Source organism: Paenibacillus sp. Leaf72, assembly GCF_001422685.1.
Lineage (GTDB): Bacteria > Bacillota > Bacilli > Paenibacillales > Paenibacillaceae > Pristimantibacillus.
The window spans coordinates 21958-37517 of the sequence record NZ_LMLV01000006.1 but is presented as its reverse complement, the minus strand read 5'-3'; the positions used below and the strand labels follow the sequence as shown (position 1 = coordinate 37517).

Here is a 15560-nt window from a genome sequence, read left to right as displayed (position 1 = left end):
AGTACATTAAGCGAAACTTTTAGGGAGGAACATTTTATTTTATGGCAATTGAAGTAGGCGCGAAGTTAGAGGGCAAAGTGACAGGCATTACGCATTTCGGGGCATTCGTTGATTTGTCTGGAGGTGTCACAGGTCTCGTTCACATCTCGGAAATTGCTGATAATTACGTCAAAGACGTGAAAGATCACCTGAAGATCGAAGACGTGGTCAAGGTCAAAGTGATTAACGTTGACAAAGACGGAAAAATTGGACTTTCCATTAAACAGGCAATTGATCGACCAGAAGGCCAACTGCCTCCTGCACGCGAATCACGTCCAAGCTCTCGTCCAAGTGGCGGGCCTGGTGGCGGCGGCGGAGAACGCTTTAATCGTGGCGGCAGTGGTGGCGGTCAGGATCGTGGCGACCGTGGAGGACACGGTGGCGGCGGTGGTGGACGTCCATTCAAGCAGCAGGCCGGGAGACCAGCTTACGGAAAACCAACTTTTGAGGATAAAGTGTCGCGCTTCCTGAAAGACAGTGAAGAACGCATTTCCTCCCTGAAGAAGAATACCGAAGGCAAACGCGGTGGACGCGGAGCCAAGCGGGTTTAAGTAAGAGCCATATTTTAATGACAAGAGCAGAGCCTTTATGGTTCTGCTTTTTTTGCGTTTATGTGCCGCCTCAAAGTTTTTTCCTCCCCTACTCTTTCAATACCGACACATTCACCTGTATATTCGCCAACAAATGGAAGTACTGATAGACGGTTTTTGTTGAAGCTGTTTGAGGCAATGGCTGCAAAGAGGACGGCATGAGCCCAGTCAGGGCAAGCGGAAATTTGCTTTTGACAAGGACTGCGAGGGCAGTTGATTTTGTCGGAAAAAACTTTTGGGCCGCCTACGTTAAACTGACAAACTTCCTGTGGACGACCTCCTATAATGGGAAACACAATACATTCGGAAATGGTGGTGTCTGCGGATGAACAAGGAAAGTGTGCTCGTATTTCCCAGAGGAAAGAAAGAAGGATGGCTGCAGCCTCGAATCGGTAAAATCAAGGAGCGCGTTGCCTCGCAGCGATTTATTCAGCTGGTGCTGGCGAAAAAATGGACCTTCCTGCTTGTTGCTGTTGGTTTTTTGCTTGGACGAGCCGTCATTTTGGAGTCGCTTATGCCGTTTGCCGCCGCTTATTTCGCCGTCATTTATTTTCTTCGAAAGGATGCGGTTGCTTGGGTTGGGCTGTCAGTGGTGGTGGGGAGCTTCTTTGCGGTTACACCCTCCCCGGTCTGGATTGCGATGGAAATTGCGGCATTATTTCTTTTGTTCAAGGGGCTCGAAGCCTATGAGAAAGCTGAGCTTGCTTCGGCTCCGCTGCTCGTATTTACCGCCACCTTGCTCGTCCAATTGTTTCATGCCTTCACCTTGGACACGCTGACCTGGTACAGCATCATGCTGGTTGTCGTGGAAGCGGCGCTTGGCTTCGTTCTCACACTCGTGTTCATTCAGGCCATACCGGTGCTGACCATGTCTAAGAAAACGGCGGCACTGCGGAGCGAGGAAATTATATGTCTAATGATTTTGCTCGCTTCCGTCATGACGGGGGCAGTTGGTTGGGTGATTTACGGCATGTCGGTGGAGCATATTATGTCGCGGTATATGCTGGTGCTGTTCGCGCTTGCTGGGGGGGCGCCGCTTGGAGCATCGGTTGGAGTCATCGCGGGGCTCATACTCAGCCTTGCGGACTTTAACGCCATTGTGCAGATGAGTCTGCTGGCATTTGCTGGCCTGCTCGCGGGGCTGCTGCGGGATGGAGGGAAGATGGCTGTAGCCTTCGGCATGCTGCTCGGAACGTCCATTCTAGCTGTATATGTAGGCGGTCAAGGCGATGTGATGGCGTCCACTTGGGAATCGGTTACAGCGGCTATTATGCTGATTTTGACGCCGCGGGTCATGATCCGGACGATATCTCGCTATGTGCCGGGAACGAATGAGCATGCCAAATCGCAGCATGAATATGCGAAGCGGGTGCGAGAAGTGACGGCGGAGCGGGTCACGCAATATTCGGAGATGTTCCGGCAGCTCTCGCGAAGCTTCGGACAATTAAATGGCGGTGTCGTGACGATGAACCGCGAAGACGAGATTACTCATTTTATGAATGAGGTGGCGGCTCGAAGCTGTGCTAGCTGCCATCGGCAAAACGCATGCTGGGGAGATAAATTTTATCAAACCTATAAAGTGATGACCGAGATGATGACGACGGTCGAGCAGGAGCGGGCTCCTGGAGCCAAGGATATGCCGCGAACGTGGACTGCCCATTGCTCCAAGTCGACGCAGGTGATGTCTGTCATGAAGCAGCAGTACGAGCTTTATCAAAATAATATGCACTGGAAGAAGCAAATATTCGACTCCCGTCAGCTGGTGGCTGAGCAATTAACCGGCGTGTCCCAGGTTATGGAGGACTTGGCGAAGGAAATTCGCCGCGAGGGACAAACGCTGCATTTGCAGGAGGAGCAAATTAGGGAGGCGCTGGAGGGGCTGGGCCTGTCGATTCGAGAAATTGAAGTGATTAATTTGGAGGAGGGCAATGTTGATATTGAGCTGTACCATACATTTAGCAAGGGATATGATGAGTGTCGCAAAATTATTGCGCCGCTGCTTACGGATATTTTAGGTGAGCATATTGCAGTTAAACTTGAGGAGGAACCGGAGAAAAATGGAGAAGCAACAAGAGTCGTATTTGGCTCCGCCAAAGTATTTGAAATTGAAACGGGCGTTGCTGGTGCGGCCAAAGGGGGCGATCTGCTGTCAGGCGACAGCTTTAGCATGGTGGAGCTTGGCAACGGCAAATTTGCCGTGGCGATTAGCGATGGCATGGGAAATGGAGAGAGGGCGCGCCAGGAAAGCAGCGCAGCGCTGTCGATTTTGCAGCAGCTGCTCAAGTCGGGTATGGACGAGAAGCTCGCGGTCAAATCGGTCAACTCAATCCTGCTCCTGCGTTCCTCAGATGAAGTATTCGCAACCGTGGACCTCGCCATTATCGATCTTTATACCGCCTCAACGATGTTTATGAAAATCGGCTCAACGCCGAGCTTTATTAAGCGCGGCAAGGAAGTGATTCCAGTTACGGCTAACAATTTGCCAATCGGCATTTTACAGGATATTGATGTGGATATGATATCGATGCAGCTACAGCCGGGAGATGCGCTCATTATGATGAGCGATGGCATTTATGATGCGCCGGGCCATGCGGTCAATAAGGAGATGTGGATGAAACGAATTATTCATGAGCTGAAAACGGAGGACCCGCAGGAAATGGCGGATGTGCTGCTCGATACGGTTGTGCGCCATCATAAGGGGGAGATTATCGATGATATGACCGTGCTGGTGGCACGCGTGGACAAGCATTTGCCGGAGTGGGCGGCATTCCGCTGGCCGGGGCTGACGCGGATGGAGCGTCCGCGGACGGTAAGCTAGCTTATGTAAGAATGGGATAGTAAAAAGGAGAAAGGAGAGAAGATCGGGACGATTTGCTAGAAATATAGGAAAGGATATTTCTCGGAATGAAACGCGCCGCGCCGTCAAGGACGGCGACAGCCGTTTCACCTTGGCTCACATATTAAACGGAGGTGAAGTAGCTGGTCGGGAGCTAGGGAGCTTAAACAAAGTGTTTTCTTGGAGGTGATTAGCCGAACTGGCGTTCATTCATAGCGGGCTTCAAAGGGGAGCGGCTATGAATAAACGCTGGTTTTTTTCTGCGCATAGCCGTTTATCTCTCTTAAAATGGGCAAAACTGATAGAATCAGCTCCTTGTCTCCTATGTAGGGTGGGCAGCTGATCCGTGGATGTTTGTGCAAATATAAGAATTTATAAGTTTCACACTTATAAATTCTTATATTTCAACGCGAAACGGAAGCTTGCCGCCAAAGGACGGCTTCAGCCGTTTACGCTTGATTTTATTCGTTTTTTAAAATATAGGAAAGTATATGATATCGCCATACTTTCTCTATATTTCATCGCGAAACGAATGCTTTGCCGCCAGAGGATGGCAAAGCCGTTTACGCTTGTGAAGGGAGATTGATAGGGATGAAACAAATTTTGCTTATTACCGATGGTTGTTCGAATGTAGGGCTTAGTCCGATTGTAGCAGCGGCGCATGCGAAGGCGGAAGGTATTGCGGTCAATGTCGTTGGGGTGCTTGATCATGGTGATGCAGGCGAATCCGGCAGCATGGAGATTGAGGAAATCGCAAGGGCTGGCGGCGGCATCAGCCGAATAGTTCATACGCGGCAGCTGGCGCAGACTGTTCAGATGATGACGCGCAAGACGGTCGTACAGACGATTCAGCTGGCTGTGCAGAAGGAGCTTAAGCATGTGCTAGGCAGCGGGGCGATTGAGGATTTGCCGCCGGAGACACGCAGCGAGGTCGTGAGGGTGATGGATGAGCTTGGGGAAAGCTCAAGTCTGCAGGTGGCGCTGCTTATCGACGCCAGCGCCAGCATGAAGCCAAAGCTCATTGCGGTAGAAGAAGCGATCCGCGACCTAATGCTGAGCCTGCAAGCAAGGCAGGGGAAAAGCGAAATCGCTGTCTTTCATTTTCCAGGCGGAAGGCATGGAGAGGAGTGCAAAATGGATTTGGGCTGGACGGATAATTTGACGGGAGCGCAGTCCATTTTTCCAAAATTGCAAATGAGCGGAACGACGCCAACGGGTCCTGCGCTGATGCAGGTCATTGATTTTTATCGTCAGGGGGATTATGGTAGGAGGAGCAGAGAAGAAACGGATGGGATGATGAGTGACTACGTCGTTTAGAATCAGTCTCCGCCGTGGCACTGTGGTGACTGGAAAATGGAAGCGCCGTAAGTATCGGGTCGAGCGTCTGCTTGGGGAAGGCGCCAATGGCAAAGTGTACTTGGTCCACTCGGACCAGGGCTGGGTCGCGCTTAAGGTAGGCGCTGACGCGGTCGACCTGCAGTCGGAAATTAATGTGCTTCAGACGCTTGCGAAGCAGGGAAGGCGCCAGGCGCCTGCATTCTTGTATGATGTGGATGATCTGCAAGGCTCCGATGGACGAGATTACCCTTTTTATATTATGAAGTATGTGCGCGGAGTGAACTTGTCTGCGTATTTGCTGCAAAACGGCAAGGAATGGTTCCCGCTGGTCAGCCTCAATTTATTGAATAAACTGGCGGAGCTTCACAGCAAGGGCTGGGTATTTTGCGATTTGAAGATGGAAAATGTGATGGTAGCCGATTATGGGCATGTCGAGCTGGTGGATTACGGCGGGGTGACGGCGGTAGGAAAGAGCATTCGCCAGTTTACTGAAATTTATGACCGCGGCTACTGGAATGCAGGGTCTCGGGCAGCCGATTTGAAATACGACTTATTTTCTTTCGCGGTGCTGTGCATCCAGATGCACGACCCGAAGCGGCTGCACCAGCTTACCTTGACGCTGCTCCCGCAAAACCGTTCGACCGAGGATTTGGAGCAGCTCATCGCAACCAATGCTTCACTGAAGCCGATTGCGGGCTGGCTCGCAGAAGCGCTTGCGGGCCGTTTCGCAGATGCTTCTGAAGGCGCGGAGGCATGGCGCTTGCTCATGCACCGAACGAACGGAAAGCAGACTGCTCCGACTCCTTTTTGGCTTAAAGGACTAGTTGCAGGCTCGGCGATTATGCTGGCTGTATCGGTTTATTGGCTGCTTCGCGTGGGTATGTAATGACATAAGATGTTATAGGAAGGCTTCGCTAGCTTTTTTGTTGAAGGCGGCGGCCAGAAGGGAATGAGGGAAGAGGAAATGACGATAGGAATCGATATGCTTCCCGAAGTCCAGAAGCTGGCAGCGGCTGAACGGCTGTGGAGCGAAGGAGACTGCATAGTCGTTGCCGTGTCCGGGGGACCTGACTCCATGGCGCTGCTGCATCTCATGAGCCGCCTGAAGTCAAGCGGGGCCATAAGCGTTGTGGCGGCTCATGTGAATCACGGCTTTCGGCCGGAGGAGTCGGCGCTGGAGGCGGAGGTTGTTCGGCGCTATGCAGGCGAGCTTGGGCTGCCCTTTGAGCTGGCAGAACTCGATTTGCCTGCTTATATAGAAGAAACAAAAATGAACGCACAATCGGCGGCGCGCGCGAAACGCTACGCCTATTTGCATGAGGTTGCAGAGAGGTGGGGCGCGCAGGCGATTGCCCTTGCCCATCATGCCGATGATCAAGCGGAAACGGTGCTCATGCATTTCATTCGTGGGAGCGGCATTTCGGGGCTTTCTGGGATGGCGCTGCGCAGGCGAGAAAAAAACGTGGAACTCATTCGCCCCCTCATGCGTAAGAACAAAACAGACCTTTTACGATACTGCCATCATTATGGCATTCCGTATTGCGAGGACAGCAGCAACGAGAAGCGCCATTACTTTCGCAATGTTGTCCGTCTGGATGTAATTCCGCAGTTATCCAGCTTCAATCCGCAGCTGTCCGAATCGCTTGGCCGCCTTGCTGAAGTGGCGGGGGCCGAGGATGAATGGCTGGATAGCCAGACTAAAGCTTTATTCGAAGAATTAGCCTATACGGAGCCGGAGGAATGTTCTGTAAGCTGCAGTCGTTTGGCAGGCCTTCATGTCGCTTTACAAAGGAGATTGATTAAACTAATATTAGATTATCTTTCGAGGGATGCTGATGTGGTCTCCTTCGAGCATATCGAGTCTATGCGGCTTGCCGCAGCGCCCGAAAGTTCAAGCACCTGGCGTATGGATATTGGTAACGGCTTGCGCTGTTTGCGTGAATACGACCATATGCGTTTTGTCAGATTGCCGAAACAGGTGGACGTGAATACGGACTATGCGCTTGCAGTTGCACCTTTGACCCAGCAATACATAGAGGTAGAGGCGGGCGGCTGGAAGCTCGTATTTGAGCGGCGGACAGCTGATGATCAGGCTGCTGGGAAACTGGCAGGCCGCCATGAAGCGTGCTTCGATATGGAGCAGCTTGCATTTCCGCTGACTGTACGAAATCGGCGCCGTGGTGACCGAATTCAAGTTTTAGGATTAAATGGGTCTAAAAAAGTGCAAGATATGTTCGTTGACGAAAAGCTGCCTCCTTCACAGCGTGAAAGCTATCCCCTGCTATTTGATGCAGACGGGCGGCTGCTGTGGATTCCAGGCATCAGGCGATCAGGCCATGCGCTTATCAGCCCAAGCACGAAGGAACTATTATTCATTCGTCTGACGAAAGAATAAGAAGCACTGTTACACTCATAAACATAAGTACTGTAGGGGGATTAATCCGTTGTTAAACGACATTCAAGAAGTGCTGTACGATGCAGAACAGATTCAGGCCAAGGTGCGTGAGATGGGCGAGAAGCTCAGTCAGGATTTTGAAGGGCGTGACCCTCTCGTTATTTGTATCCTTAAAGGGGCCATTATTTTCATGTCCGACCTGATTAAGGAAATGACAATTCCGCTGGAAATTGATTTTATGGCGGTGTCGAGCTACGGTCAATCGACCAAGTCCTCAGGTGTGGTCAAGATTATTAAGGATCTTGATGTATCGGTTGAAGGCCGTGATGTGCTCATCGTTGAGGACATTATTGACAGCGGCTTGACGCTGAGCTACTTGATTGATGTTTTGGAGCGTCGCAATTCCAAATCGGTTACGGTCGCTACGCTGTTCGATAAGCCAGCGCGCCGTACGGTAGATCTCGAAGCGGACTACACGGGCTTTACGCTGCCGGACGAATTCGTTGTCGGTTATGGCCTTGATTTTGCCGAGCGTTACCGCAACCTGCCGTTCATTGGCGTTTTAAAACCGGAAGTGTACGAGAAGTAATCTTAAATGGGCTTAGCCAGTATGGCTGTCCTCCAAGTGGTTCTATTGTGATGGAAAGTCATGCTATGTTAAAATATGAAAAGCGTCTTGAGAGGAGGTAGGAGATGAATCGGATCATCCGTAACACTGGATTTTATTTGATCATCTTTTTGGTAACCGTCGGGATTATTCAGTTTATCAGCAATCAGAATGATACTACCGTCGAAATACGATATGATCAGCTTCGCGCTGCTATTAATGAGAACAACGTCGCGGAAATGATGATAAAGTACGATGGTCAGTCTTATTATATTTCTGGTAAATACATTAAACAGCCCGAAAGCGCGAAGAGCATACAGTTCACATCGCGTGCAGGGATTGATTCAGGCGAGGTATTGCGTGAAGCCGCAGTGAAAAACGGTTTTGAGTTACAGTATAAACCAATGGATACGCCAAGTGTCTGGCTTACACTCCTTACTTCCATCATTCCGTTTGTGATTATATTCGTTCTGTTCTTCTTCTTAATGAATCAAGCGCAAGGCGGCGGCGGTAAAGTCATGAATTTCGGCAAAAGCCGCGCTAAGCTTTACAATGAAGAGAAGAAGCGCATCACTTTCGAGGATGTGGCTGGGGCGGATGAGGAGAAGCAAGAGCTTGTTGAAGTTGTTGACTTCCTCAAAGATCCGCGTAAGTTTAATCTGGTAGGTGCCCGTATTCCTAAGGGTGTTCTGCTCAATGGTCCTCCGGGAACAGGTAAAACGTTGCTTGCCCGTGCAGTAGCTGGTGAAGCGGGCGTGCCATTCTTCAGTATTTCGGGTTCGGACTTCGTGGAAATGTTCGTCGGTGTCGGCGCATCCCGTGTCCGTGATTTGTTCGAAAATGCGAAGAAAAATGCACCATGTATTATCTTTATTGATGAGATTGACGCCGTTGGCCGTCAACGTGGCGCTGGTCTTGGCGGCGGTCACGATGAGCGTGAGCAAACGCTCAACCAATTGCTCGTCGAGATGGACGGATTTGGAGCGAACGAAGGCATTATTATCGTTGCAGCGACGAACCGCCCTGATATTTTGGACCCTGCGTTGCTGCGTCCGGGACGTTTTGACCGTCAAATTACGGTAGATCGTCCAGATGTGAAAGGCCGTGAAGCGGTGCTTAAAGTGCATTCCCGCAATAAGCCGCTTAACAAGGACGTCAAGCTGGATATTATCGCAAGACGTACAACAGGCTTCTCCGGAGCGGATCTTGAAAACTTGCTGAACGAAGCAGCACTGCTTGCTGCCCGTCGCAACAAGAAAGACATTGCAATGGTTGAGGTTGATGAAGCGATTGACCGCGTTATCGTAGGTACAGAGAAGAAAAGCCGCGTAATCAGCGATCGTGAGAAGCGCATTGTTGCTTTCCATGAAGCTGGACATACGATTATTGGATTCTTCCTGGAGCATGCGGATCTCGTTCATAAAGTGACCATTATTCCTCGTGGTAAAGCTGGCGGTTACGTCATCATGCTGCCGAAGGAAGATCGGATGCTCGTAACGAAGCAGGAACTGCTGGATAAAGTGACAGGCTTGCTTGGCGGACGTGTAGCTGAGGAATTGTTTATCGGCGAAATCGGTACAGGCGCATACAGTGACTTTAAACAAGCAACCAGCATCGTTCGTGCAATGATTATGGAATACGGAATGAGCGACAAGCTTGGTCCATTGCAATTCGGAAGCTCGCAAGGACAGGTGTTCCTTGGACGTGATATCGGCCATGAACAAAATTACTCCGATGCGATCGCTTACGAAATTGACCAAGAAATGCAAGCGATTATTGGAGCTTGTTATGAGCGTGCCAAAAAATTGCTCACCGAGAAATCGAAAGAAGTTCACACCATTGCGGAGACACTTCTATCTGTAGAGACGCTTGAAATGGATCAAATCAAACGTTTGATCGAAACAGGCACGCTTGAATTGGCGGAAGGCGAAGCAGAGAATGTTGCTGTTGAACCAACGACTGAACCAATCGTCGATACGATTGGCGATGTAAAGGTTCGTATTCAATCAAGAGAAGCGGGAGAAATTACTCCGCCTTCATTGGATAAGCCTGATGATAAACCGAACGATGAGGAAGAACCGAAATAAACAGGATAAGGACGTGTTTTAAACCAGGTATAGTCGGTCGTTGAACAATCGTCCTTTCCCGTTGTTTATGGAGACAGCTATTTTCTCAGTAGTGACCGAGAAAATAGCTGTCTTTTTTTGAAATAAAAGCATTTATAAGGTACGTCCTTATAAAGGGCTTATATTTCACCCTCGAAACGGTGCTTTGCCGCCAGAGGACGGCTTCAGCCGTTTACGCCTGATTAATTTTACTTTATTAATGTTCGGGTTTAGCCTATAATAATAGAGGTAAAACGTAGCCATTATTTGGTTTTGTCGGGTGTGTGTGAGGTTTTTAATGGCGTGTTTGGCACAAATGTTAAATAATTGTGAGATATAGACGTGAACAAAATTTCTATGTCATGTTACATGACGTAAAAATGTTGACGTATGTAGATAAGCAATTATAATAAAGAGAATAGCAGCCAAGCACAACAACAATAATAGAAGCAAGCAGGTTGCAGTTACAACACATCTATATTAAGGGGAGAAATCGAAGATGAAAAAACGTTTAGGTTTTATGTTGTCTATTGTTCTTATGTTCGCATTAGTATTGTCTGCTTGTGGCGGTGGCAACAAGGGTACTTCTGGCACAAACGGAGCAGCGTCGCCTGAAGCGTCTGCTGCACCTGAAGAATCGGCAGCAGCAGGTGCTAAGCTCAAAATCGGTATGGTTACAGATACAGGCGGCGTAAATGATAAATCCTTCAACCAAAGCGCTTGGGATGGCTTGCAAAAAGTAACTAAAGATACAGGTTCGGAGACGAAATATCTTGAAAGTAAAGGCGACGCTGATATGGAACCGAATCTGCGCGCATTCATTTCTGAGAAATACGATATGATCTGGGGCGTAGGCTTCCTGTTCCAAGATGCAATGGGTAAAGTAGCGAAAGACAATCCAGACTCCAAGTTCGGCATCATCGACTCCGCTGTTGACGCACCAAACGTTGTTTCTGTTAACTTCGCAGCTAACGAAGGTTCGTTCCTTGTAGGTGTAGTTGCTGGCTTGACAACAAAATCGAATAAAATTGGTTTTGTGGGCGGCATGGAAATCCCAAGCGTAACTGTGTTTGAAGCAGGCTTCAACGCAGGTGTAGCGGCAGTAAATCCTGATGCAAAAATCATTCGCAACTACACGGGTGAATTCAACAAACCAGACTTGGGTAAAGCAGCAGCAGCTGTTATGTACAATGATGGCGTAGATGTTATTTTCCAAGTTGCTGGTGGTACTGGTAACGGCGTATTTAACGAAGCAACAGCTCGTAAAAAAGCAGGCCAAGATGTTTGGGTAATCGGTGTTGATAAGGACCAATCGATCGAATTCGGCAACGAAGTCACGCTTACTTCCATGCTTAAAGGCGTTGAAGCTGCCATTTACCAAGTTTCTAATGACCTGATTAACGGCAAATGGGAAGGCGGCAAATCGCTTGTTCTTGGTTTGAAAGACGGCGCAGTAGGTCTGCCAGAAAACAACCCTAACGTTTCTGAAGAAATTATGAAAAAAGTTGAAGATTACAAACAACAAATTATTAGCGGATCGCTTGTAGTTCCAGCTGATATTAAATAATTTTCAATCAATCTATTTAGATGTCGTTTGTTTATTATGTACAGCCGACAAGACCTGCTATGAGCTGGTCTTGTCCTTTTTTGAGATTGGGAGCTAACAAACCGGGGAGGATAACTGGATGAAACAAAGTGCAGCGGCTGTCACACTTAAGGGGATTACGAAACGCTTTCCCGGTCTTGTAGCCAATGATTCGATTGATTTTGAGCTCAAGAAAGGCGAAATCCATGCATTGCTGGGCGAGAATGGTGCAGGCAAGTCCACATTGATGAACATTTTGTTCGGGCTTTATCAGCCGGATGAAGGAGAAATTTGGGTTAACGGCAATAAAACAGTTATTGAAGGTGCAGGTAAGGCGATTGAACTCGGAATTGGCATGGTGCATCAGCACTTTAAGCTCGTACAGCCATTTACGGTGGCTGAAAATATTGTGCTTGGCAATGAGCCGCGCAAGTTTGGCACATTCGTCAATTATAAGCAAGCAAATGACAAAGTCCGTTCCATCTCGGAGCGTTATGCATTGAAAGTAGATCCGCAGGTGCGGATTAAAGATATTACGGTGGGCATGCAGCAGCGTGTGGAAATTTTGAAAACTTTGTACCGCGGGGCCGAAATTTTGATCTTCGATGAACCGACAGCGGTGCTGACCGTACAGGAAATCGAAGAGCTGATTGGCATTTTGCGCAATTTGGCTGCCGAAGGCAAGTCCATTATTTTGATTACGCATAAGCTCAAAGAGGTTATGGCACTTGCAGATTCCGTTACGGTTATTCGTCGTGGCAAGGTTGTGCGTACCGTCACGACCAAAGAAACGAATGAGCAGCAGCTTGCTGAACTTATGGTAGGCCGCGATGTTAATTTCCAGGCTAGAAAGACTAAGAAAGAGCCTGGAGAGCTTATCGTTTCCGTCGACAATCTTACGATGAAGGGCGAAGAGAAAAAACTTGTTCTGAACGGAGTAGCCTTTGATATCCGTGCGGGCGAAATTTTGGGTATTGCTGGTGTTGATGGAAATGGACAAAGTGAACTCGTACAGGCCATTACAGGAATGCGTAAAGCATCAGGCGGATCTGTAAAGCTTCAGGGTAAGGAAATGATCAATAAAACGCCGCGCCAGTTGTCCGTTGCAGGCGTAAGCCACATTCCAGAGGATCGTCACAAGCATGGTATGGTACTAGATTTCACGCTCAGCGAAAACATGGTGCTGGATACGTATTTTGATCCGCAGTTCGGCAAAAACGGCTTTATCGATTATAAAGCAATAGACTTGCTTGCGAATCAATTAGTAACGGAGTTTGATGTACGTTCGTCAGGTATTGGGGCGAAGGCCCGCTCCTTGTCGGGCGGCAACCAGCAGAAGGCTATTATAGCCCGTGAGCTCTGGAAAAACCCATCATTGCTCATAGCTGTGCAGCCGACTCGTGGCTTGGATATAGGTGCGATTGAATATGTGCATAAGCGGCTGATTGAAGCGCGGGATGCAGGTAAAGCGATTTTGCTTGTATCGTTCGAGCTGGATGAGCTGTACGCGTTGTCTGACCGCATTGCGGTTATGTATGAAGGTAAAATAATGGGCTATGCCGATGCTGATCAGCGTGATGATCAACAGCTGGGTCTAATGATGGCAGGCAATTCGGCGGCGAATCAGCCGAGCAAAGGTGGGAGATAGCAACCATGGATAAAGTCAAAGGAATTGCTGGAAAAACATTCAATAAAACATCTTTCCTCGTCCCCTTGGTGGCTATCATTTTGGGTCTGTTATGCGGGGCGATAGCCATGCTGGCAGGCGGATTCGATCCTATACTGGCTTACCAATCGCTGATCAAAAAGCTATTTGGCAGTCCTTATGATATGGGCGAGGCTATTCGTGCGATTACCCCGCTGATATTCACAGGTACAGCGGTTGCTTTCGCTTTCCGTACGGGCCTGTTCAATATCGGGGTAGAAGGCCAGTTCATGATGGGTATGACTGGTGCAACCGTCATCGGGATTACGCTTGACCTACCGTGGTTTCTGCATGCTCCGCTTGCTATTATTGTCGGAGCGCTGTGCGGAGGCTTATGGGCGGCCTTGACCGGCTATTTGAAGGCTGTTCGCGGCGTTAACGAGGTTATTTCTTCGATTATGTTGAACTGGGTCGCGCTTTATTTGTCCAATTACATTATTCGCGCATTTTTTGTGGCAAAAGGGCAGCAAAAATCAGATCCAATCCAAGAATCTGCACTGGTATCGATTGGCTGGTTGTCCGATGCGATGGATCATGCCCGTATGCATTGGGGCACGGTCATTGCCTTGCTCGGTATTGGTGTATTTTATATTATTCTGTGGAGAACGAAGCAGGGCTATGAGCTCAGAGCAGTGGGTCAAAGCCCTGACGCAGCGCTGTATGCAGGGATCAATGTCAATCGCACCATTGTAAAGTCGATGTTTATTAGCGGCTTGTTTGCGGGGCTGGCAGGCGTGTTTGAGACGCTGGGCGTATTTGGCTATCAGACGATTCTAGCAGCGCCTTGGGGCTATGGCTTTGATGGTATCGCGGTTGCTTTGCTTGGCGGCAATACGCCAATTGGCGTATTGTTCGGTGCTATACTGTTCGGTGGTCTCAGCTATGGCTCTGCGGGTATGAGCTTTGGAGCGGGCGTACCGCCAGAGCTCGTTCGAATCGTTATTGGTTCGATCATCTTCTTTATTGCTTCGCATGGCATAGTAAAGTTTTTCATAAAACCATTCCTTGGACGACGTGCAGACAAGCGTAAGGAGGCGATCTAATATGAATGCACTGGAAATATTGGGTCAGCTTATTAACGTTACGCTTGTATTTTCTACGGCGCTTATTTTTACCGGTCTCGGTGGTCTCTTTTCTGAGCGATCTGGCGTTATTAATATCGGTCTCGAAGGCCTGATGGTGTCAGGCGCGTTCGCGGCAGCAGTCATTACCGACTATGCGATACAAGCTGGTTATGAGGAATCTGCTCCGTGGATAGGCTTAGTGGGGGCAGCTATATATGGGGTGATATTTGCCCTTCTACATGCGGTATCTACCATTACATTTAAGGCGGATCAGACGATAGTCGGTGTCGTTATTAATATTTTGGCAGCGGGCATCGCGATTTATTTGACGAAGAGCTTGTATGAAGGTTCGGGACAGACAACAACGCTGACTCATGTATTCAACAAATGGGAAATCCCTTATTTATCAGATATTCCGTTTTTTGGAGAGGCGTTCTTTAAAGCTTATCCGACGACATATGTTGTTATTTTGCTTGTCATTATCAGCTATATTGTACTGTACAAAACGCACTTCGGCTTGCGCCTTCGCGCAGTCGGAGAATACCCGAGCTCGGCCGACACAGTGGGGATCAGCGTAACAAAATACCGTTATATCGGCGTGCTGCTTAGCGGCGCACTTGCAGGTCTTGGCGGTGCGACCATTACGTTAACAACGACGAGCAACTTTGCCCATAATACCATTTCGGGCCAAGGCTTTATCGCTATCGCGGCTGTAATTTTCGGAAAATGGAATCCGCTTGGCGTTGCGGGAGCTGCTATTTTCTTCGGCTTCGCGCAAGCGATTCGCAACTTTGCCCAACTGTTCGATTGGTCGCAGCAAATTCCGACCGAGTTTTTCTATATGCTGCCATACGTATTGACGTTGGTTGTACTCGTAGGTGCAGTAGGACGTTCTTCTGCTCCAGGCTCGCTTGGCGAACCATACGATCCGGCAAAACGCTAATAGAATCAAAGAGCTCCAAACTTCCCATGGATATCACGTATGTCGTGATCAATCCAAGGGAAGTTTTTTGTATTCTGATTATTTGCGCAAGGTTAGTCACAGAAAATCCACGATTGTGGATAACTTGTTGATAACTATGTGCGTAAATGCTGCATTTATACACAATAGTCGCCAATGATGGAAAGTTCAGCTGCGGCAGGCGCTATTTTTAATGGGAATTCACACTTTTGTCATAAACGCATTGACAGCATGATCTGCCTGGAGTAAATTAAACCTTATCAAATGAATTTACCGTAAAGGTCAAATGAAAGGCGAACGACTTTTTAGGTTTGTGCATCAATTCACAAAGTCGG

General features: G+C 48.7%; 11 protein-coding genes. All 11 read left to right on the top strand.

All coding sequences use genetic code 11. From position 1 onward, the window contains the following. The first annotated feature begins 41 nt into the window (after positions 1–41). The 11 genes from ASF12_RS12465 to ASF12_RS12410 all read left to right on the top strand — a co-directional run bounded on the left by ASF12_RS12465 (position 42) and on the right by ASF12_RS12410 (position 15207). A complete protein-coding gene (locus ASF12_RS12465; protein ID WP_056034813.1) occupies positions 42–590 on the top strand; it encodes a S1 domain-containing RNA-binding protein in 549 nt (182 codons plus the stop codon). A 364-nt stretch (positions 591–954) separates the two neighbouring features. Continuing rightward, entirely contained in the window at positions 955–3447 is a 2493-nt protein-coding gene (gene spoIIE, locus ASF12_RS12460; RefSeq protein WP_056034810.1) for a stage II sporulation protein E, read from the top strand. A gap of 609 nt (positions 3448–4056) precedes the next feature. Beyond that, complete coding sequence (locus tag ASF12_RS12450; RefSeq protein WP_056034804.1) at positions 4057–4782, top strand: vWA domain-containing protein; 726 nt, start codon at positions 4057–4059, stop codon at positions 4780–4782. Continuing rightward, complete coding sequence (locus ASF12_RS12445) at positions 4766–5689, top strand: protein kinase domain-containing protein (protein WP_056034801.1); 924 nt, start codon at positions 4766–4768, stop codon at positions 5687–5689. Before ASF12_RS12450 ends, ASF12_RS12445 begins: the two co-directional genes overlap by 17 nt. A 78-nt stretch (positions 5690–5767) precedes the next feature. After that, entirely contained in the window at positions 5768–7198 is a 1431-nt protein-coding gene (gene tilS, locus ASF12_RS12440) for a tRNA lysidine(34) synthetase TilS (protein WP_056034979.1), read from the top strand. A 49-nt stretch (positions 7199–7247) separates the two neighbouring features. After that, positions 7248–7787, top strand: a complete 540-nt coding sequence (gene hpt, locus ASF12_RS12435) for a hypoxanthine phosphoribosyltransferase (protein WP_046234433.1) — start codon at positions 7248–7250, stop codon at positions 7785–7787. Between the two features lie 104 nt (positions 7788–7891). Beyond that, entirely contained in the window at positions 7892–9892 is a 2001-nt protein-coding gene (gene ftsH, locus ASF12_RS12430; RefSeq protein ID WP_056034799.1) for an ATP-dependent zinc metalloprotease FtsH, read from the top strand. Positions 9893–10409: 517 nt separating this feature from the next. Then, positions 10410–11477 (top strand): BMP family lipoprotein, encoded by a 1068-nt coding sequence (locus ASF12_RS12425; RefSeq protein ID WP_056034796.1) that lies wholly within the window; start codon positions 10410–10412, stop codon positions 11475–11477. Between the two features lie 118 nt (positions 11478–11595). Beyond that, the gene (locus ASF12_RS12420) at positions 11596–13143 is read left to right on the top strand and encodes an ABC transporter ATP-binding protein (protein ID WP_056034792.1); all 1548 of its coding nucleotides are present in this window, start codon (positions 11596–11598) and stop codon (positions 13141–13143) included. A 5-nt stretch (positions 13144–13148) separates the two neighbouring features. Beyond that, positions 13149–14243 (top strand): ABC transporter permease, encoded by a 1095-nt coding sequence (locus ASF12_RS12415; RefSeq protein ID WP_056034790.1) that lies wholly within the window; start codon positions 13149–13151, stop codon positions 14241–14243. Position 14244: 1 nt separating this feature from the next. Beyond that, positions 14245–15207 carry an ABC transporter permease gene (locus ASF12_RS12410; protein WP_056034787.1) on the top strand — a complete coding sequence of 321 codons (963 nt, stop codon included), beginning with the start codon at positions 14245–14247 and terminating at the stop codon, positions 15205–15207. Positions 15208–15560 lie beyond the last annotated feature (353 nt).

Bases quoted from the DNA above. Each gene is read 5' to 3' on its own strand.
- ASF12_RS12465 (WP_056034813.1), top strand. From the start codon at position 42: ATGGCAATTGAAGTAGGCGCGAAGTTAGAGGGCAAAGTGACAGGCATT.
- spoIIE (WP_056034810.1), top strand. From the start codon at position 955: ATGAACAAGGAAAGTGTGCTCGTATTTCCCAGAGGAAAGAAAGAAGGA.
- ASF12_RS12450 (WP_056034804.1), top strand. From the start codon at position 4,057: ATGAAACAAATTTTGCTTATTACCGATGGTTGTTCGAATGTAGGGCTT.
- tilS (WP_056034979.1), top strand. From the start codon at position 5,768: ATGACGATAGGAATCGATATGCTTCCCGAAGTCCAGAAGCTGGCAGCG.
- ftsH (WP_056034799.1), top strand. From the start codon at position 7,892: ATGAATCGGATCATCCGTAACACTGGATTTTATTTGATCATCTTTTTG.
- ASF12_RS12425 (WP_056034796.1), top strand. From the start codon at position 10,410: ATGAAAAAACGTTTAGGTTTTATGTTGTCTATTGTTCTTATGTTCGCA.
- ASF12_RS12420 (WP_056034792.1), top strand. From the start codon at position 11,596: ATGAAACAAAGTGCAGCGGCTGTCACACTTAAGGGGATTACGAAACGC.
- ASF12_RS12415 (WP_056034790.1), top strand. From the start codon at position 13,149: ATGGATAAAGTCAAAGGAATTGCTGGAAAAACATTCAATAAAACATCT.
- ASF12_RS12410 (WP_056034787.1), top strand. From the start codon at position 14,245: ATGAATGCACTGGAAATATTGGGTCAGCTTATTAACGTTACGCTTGTA.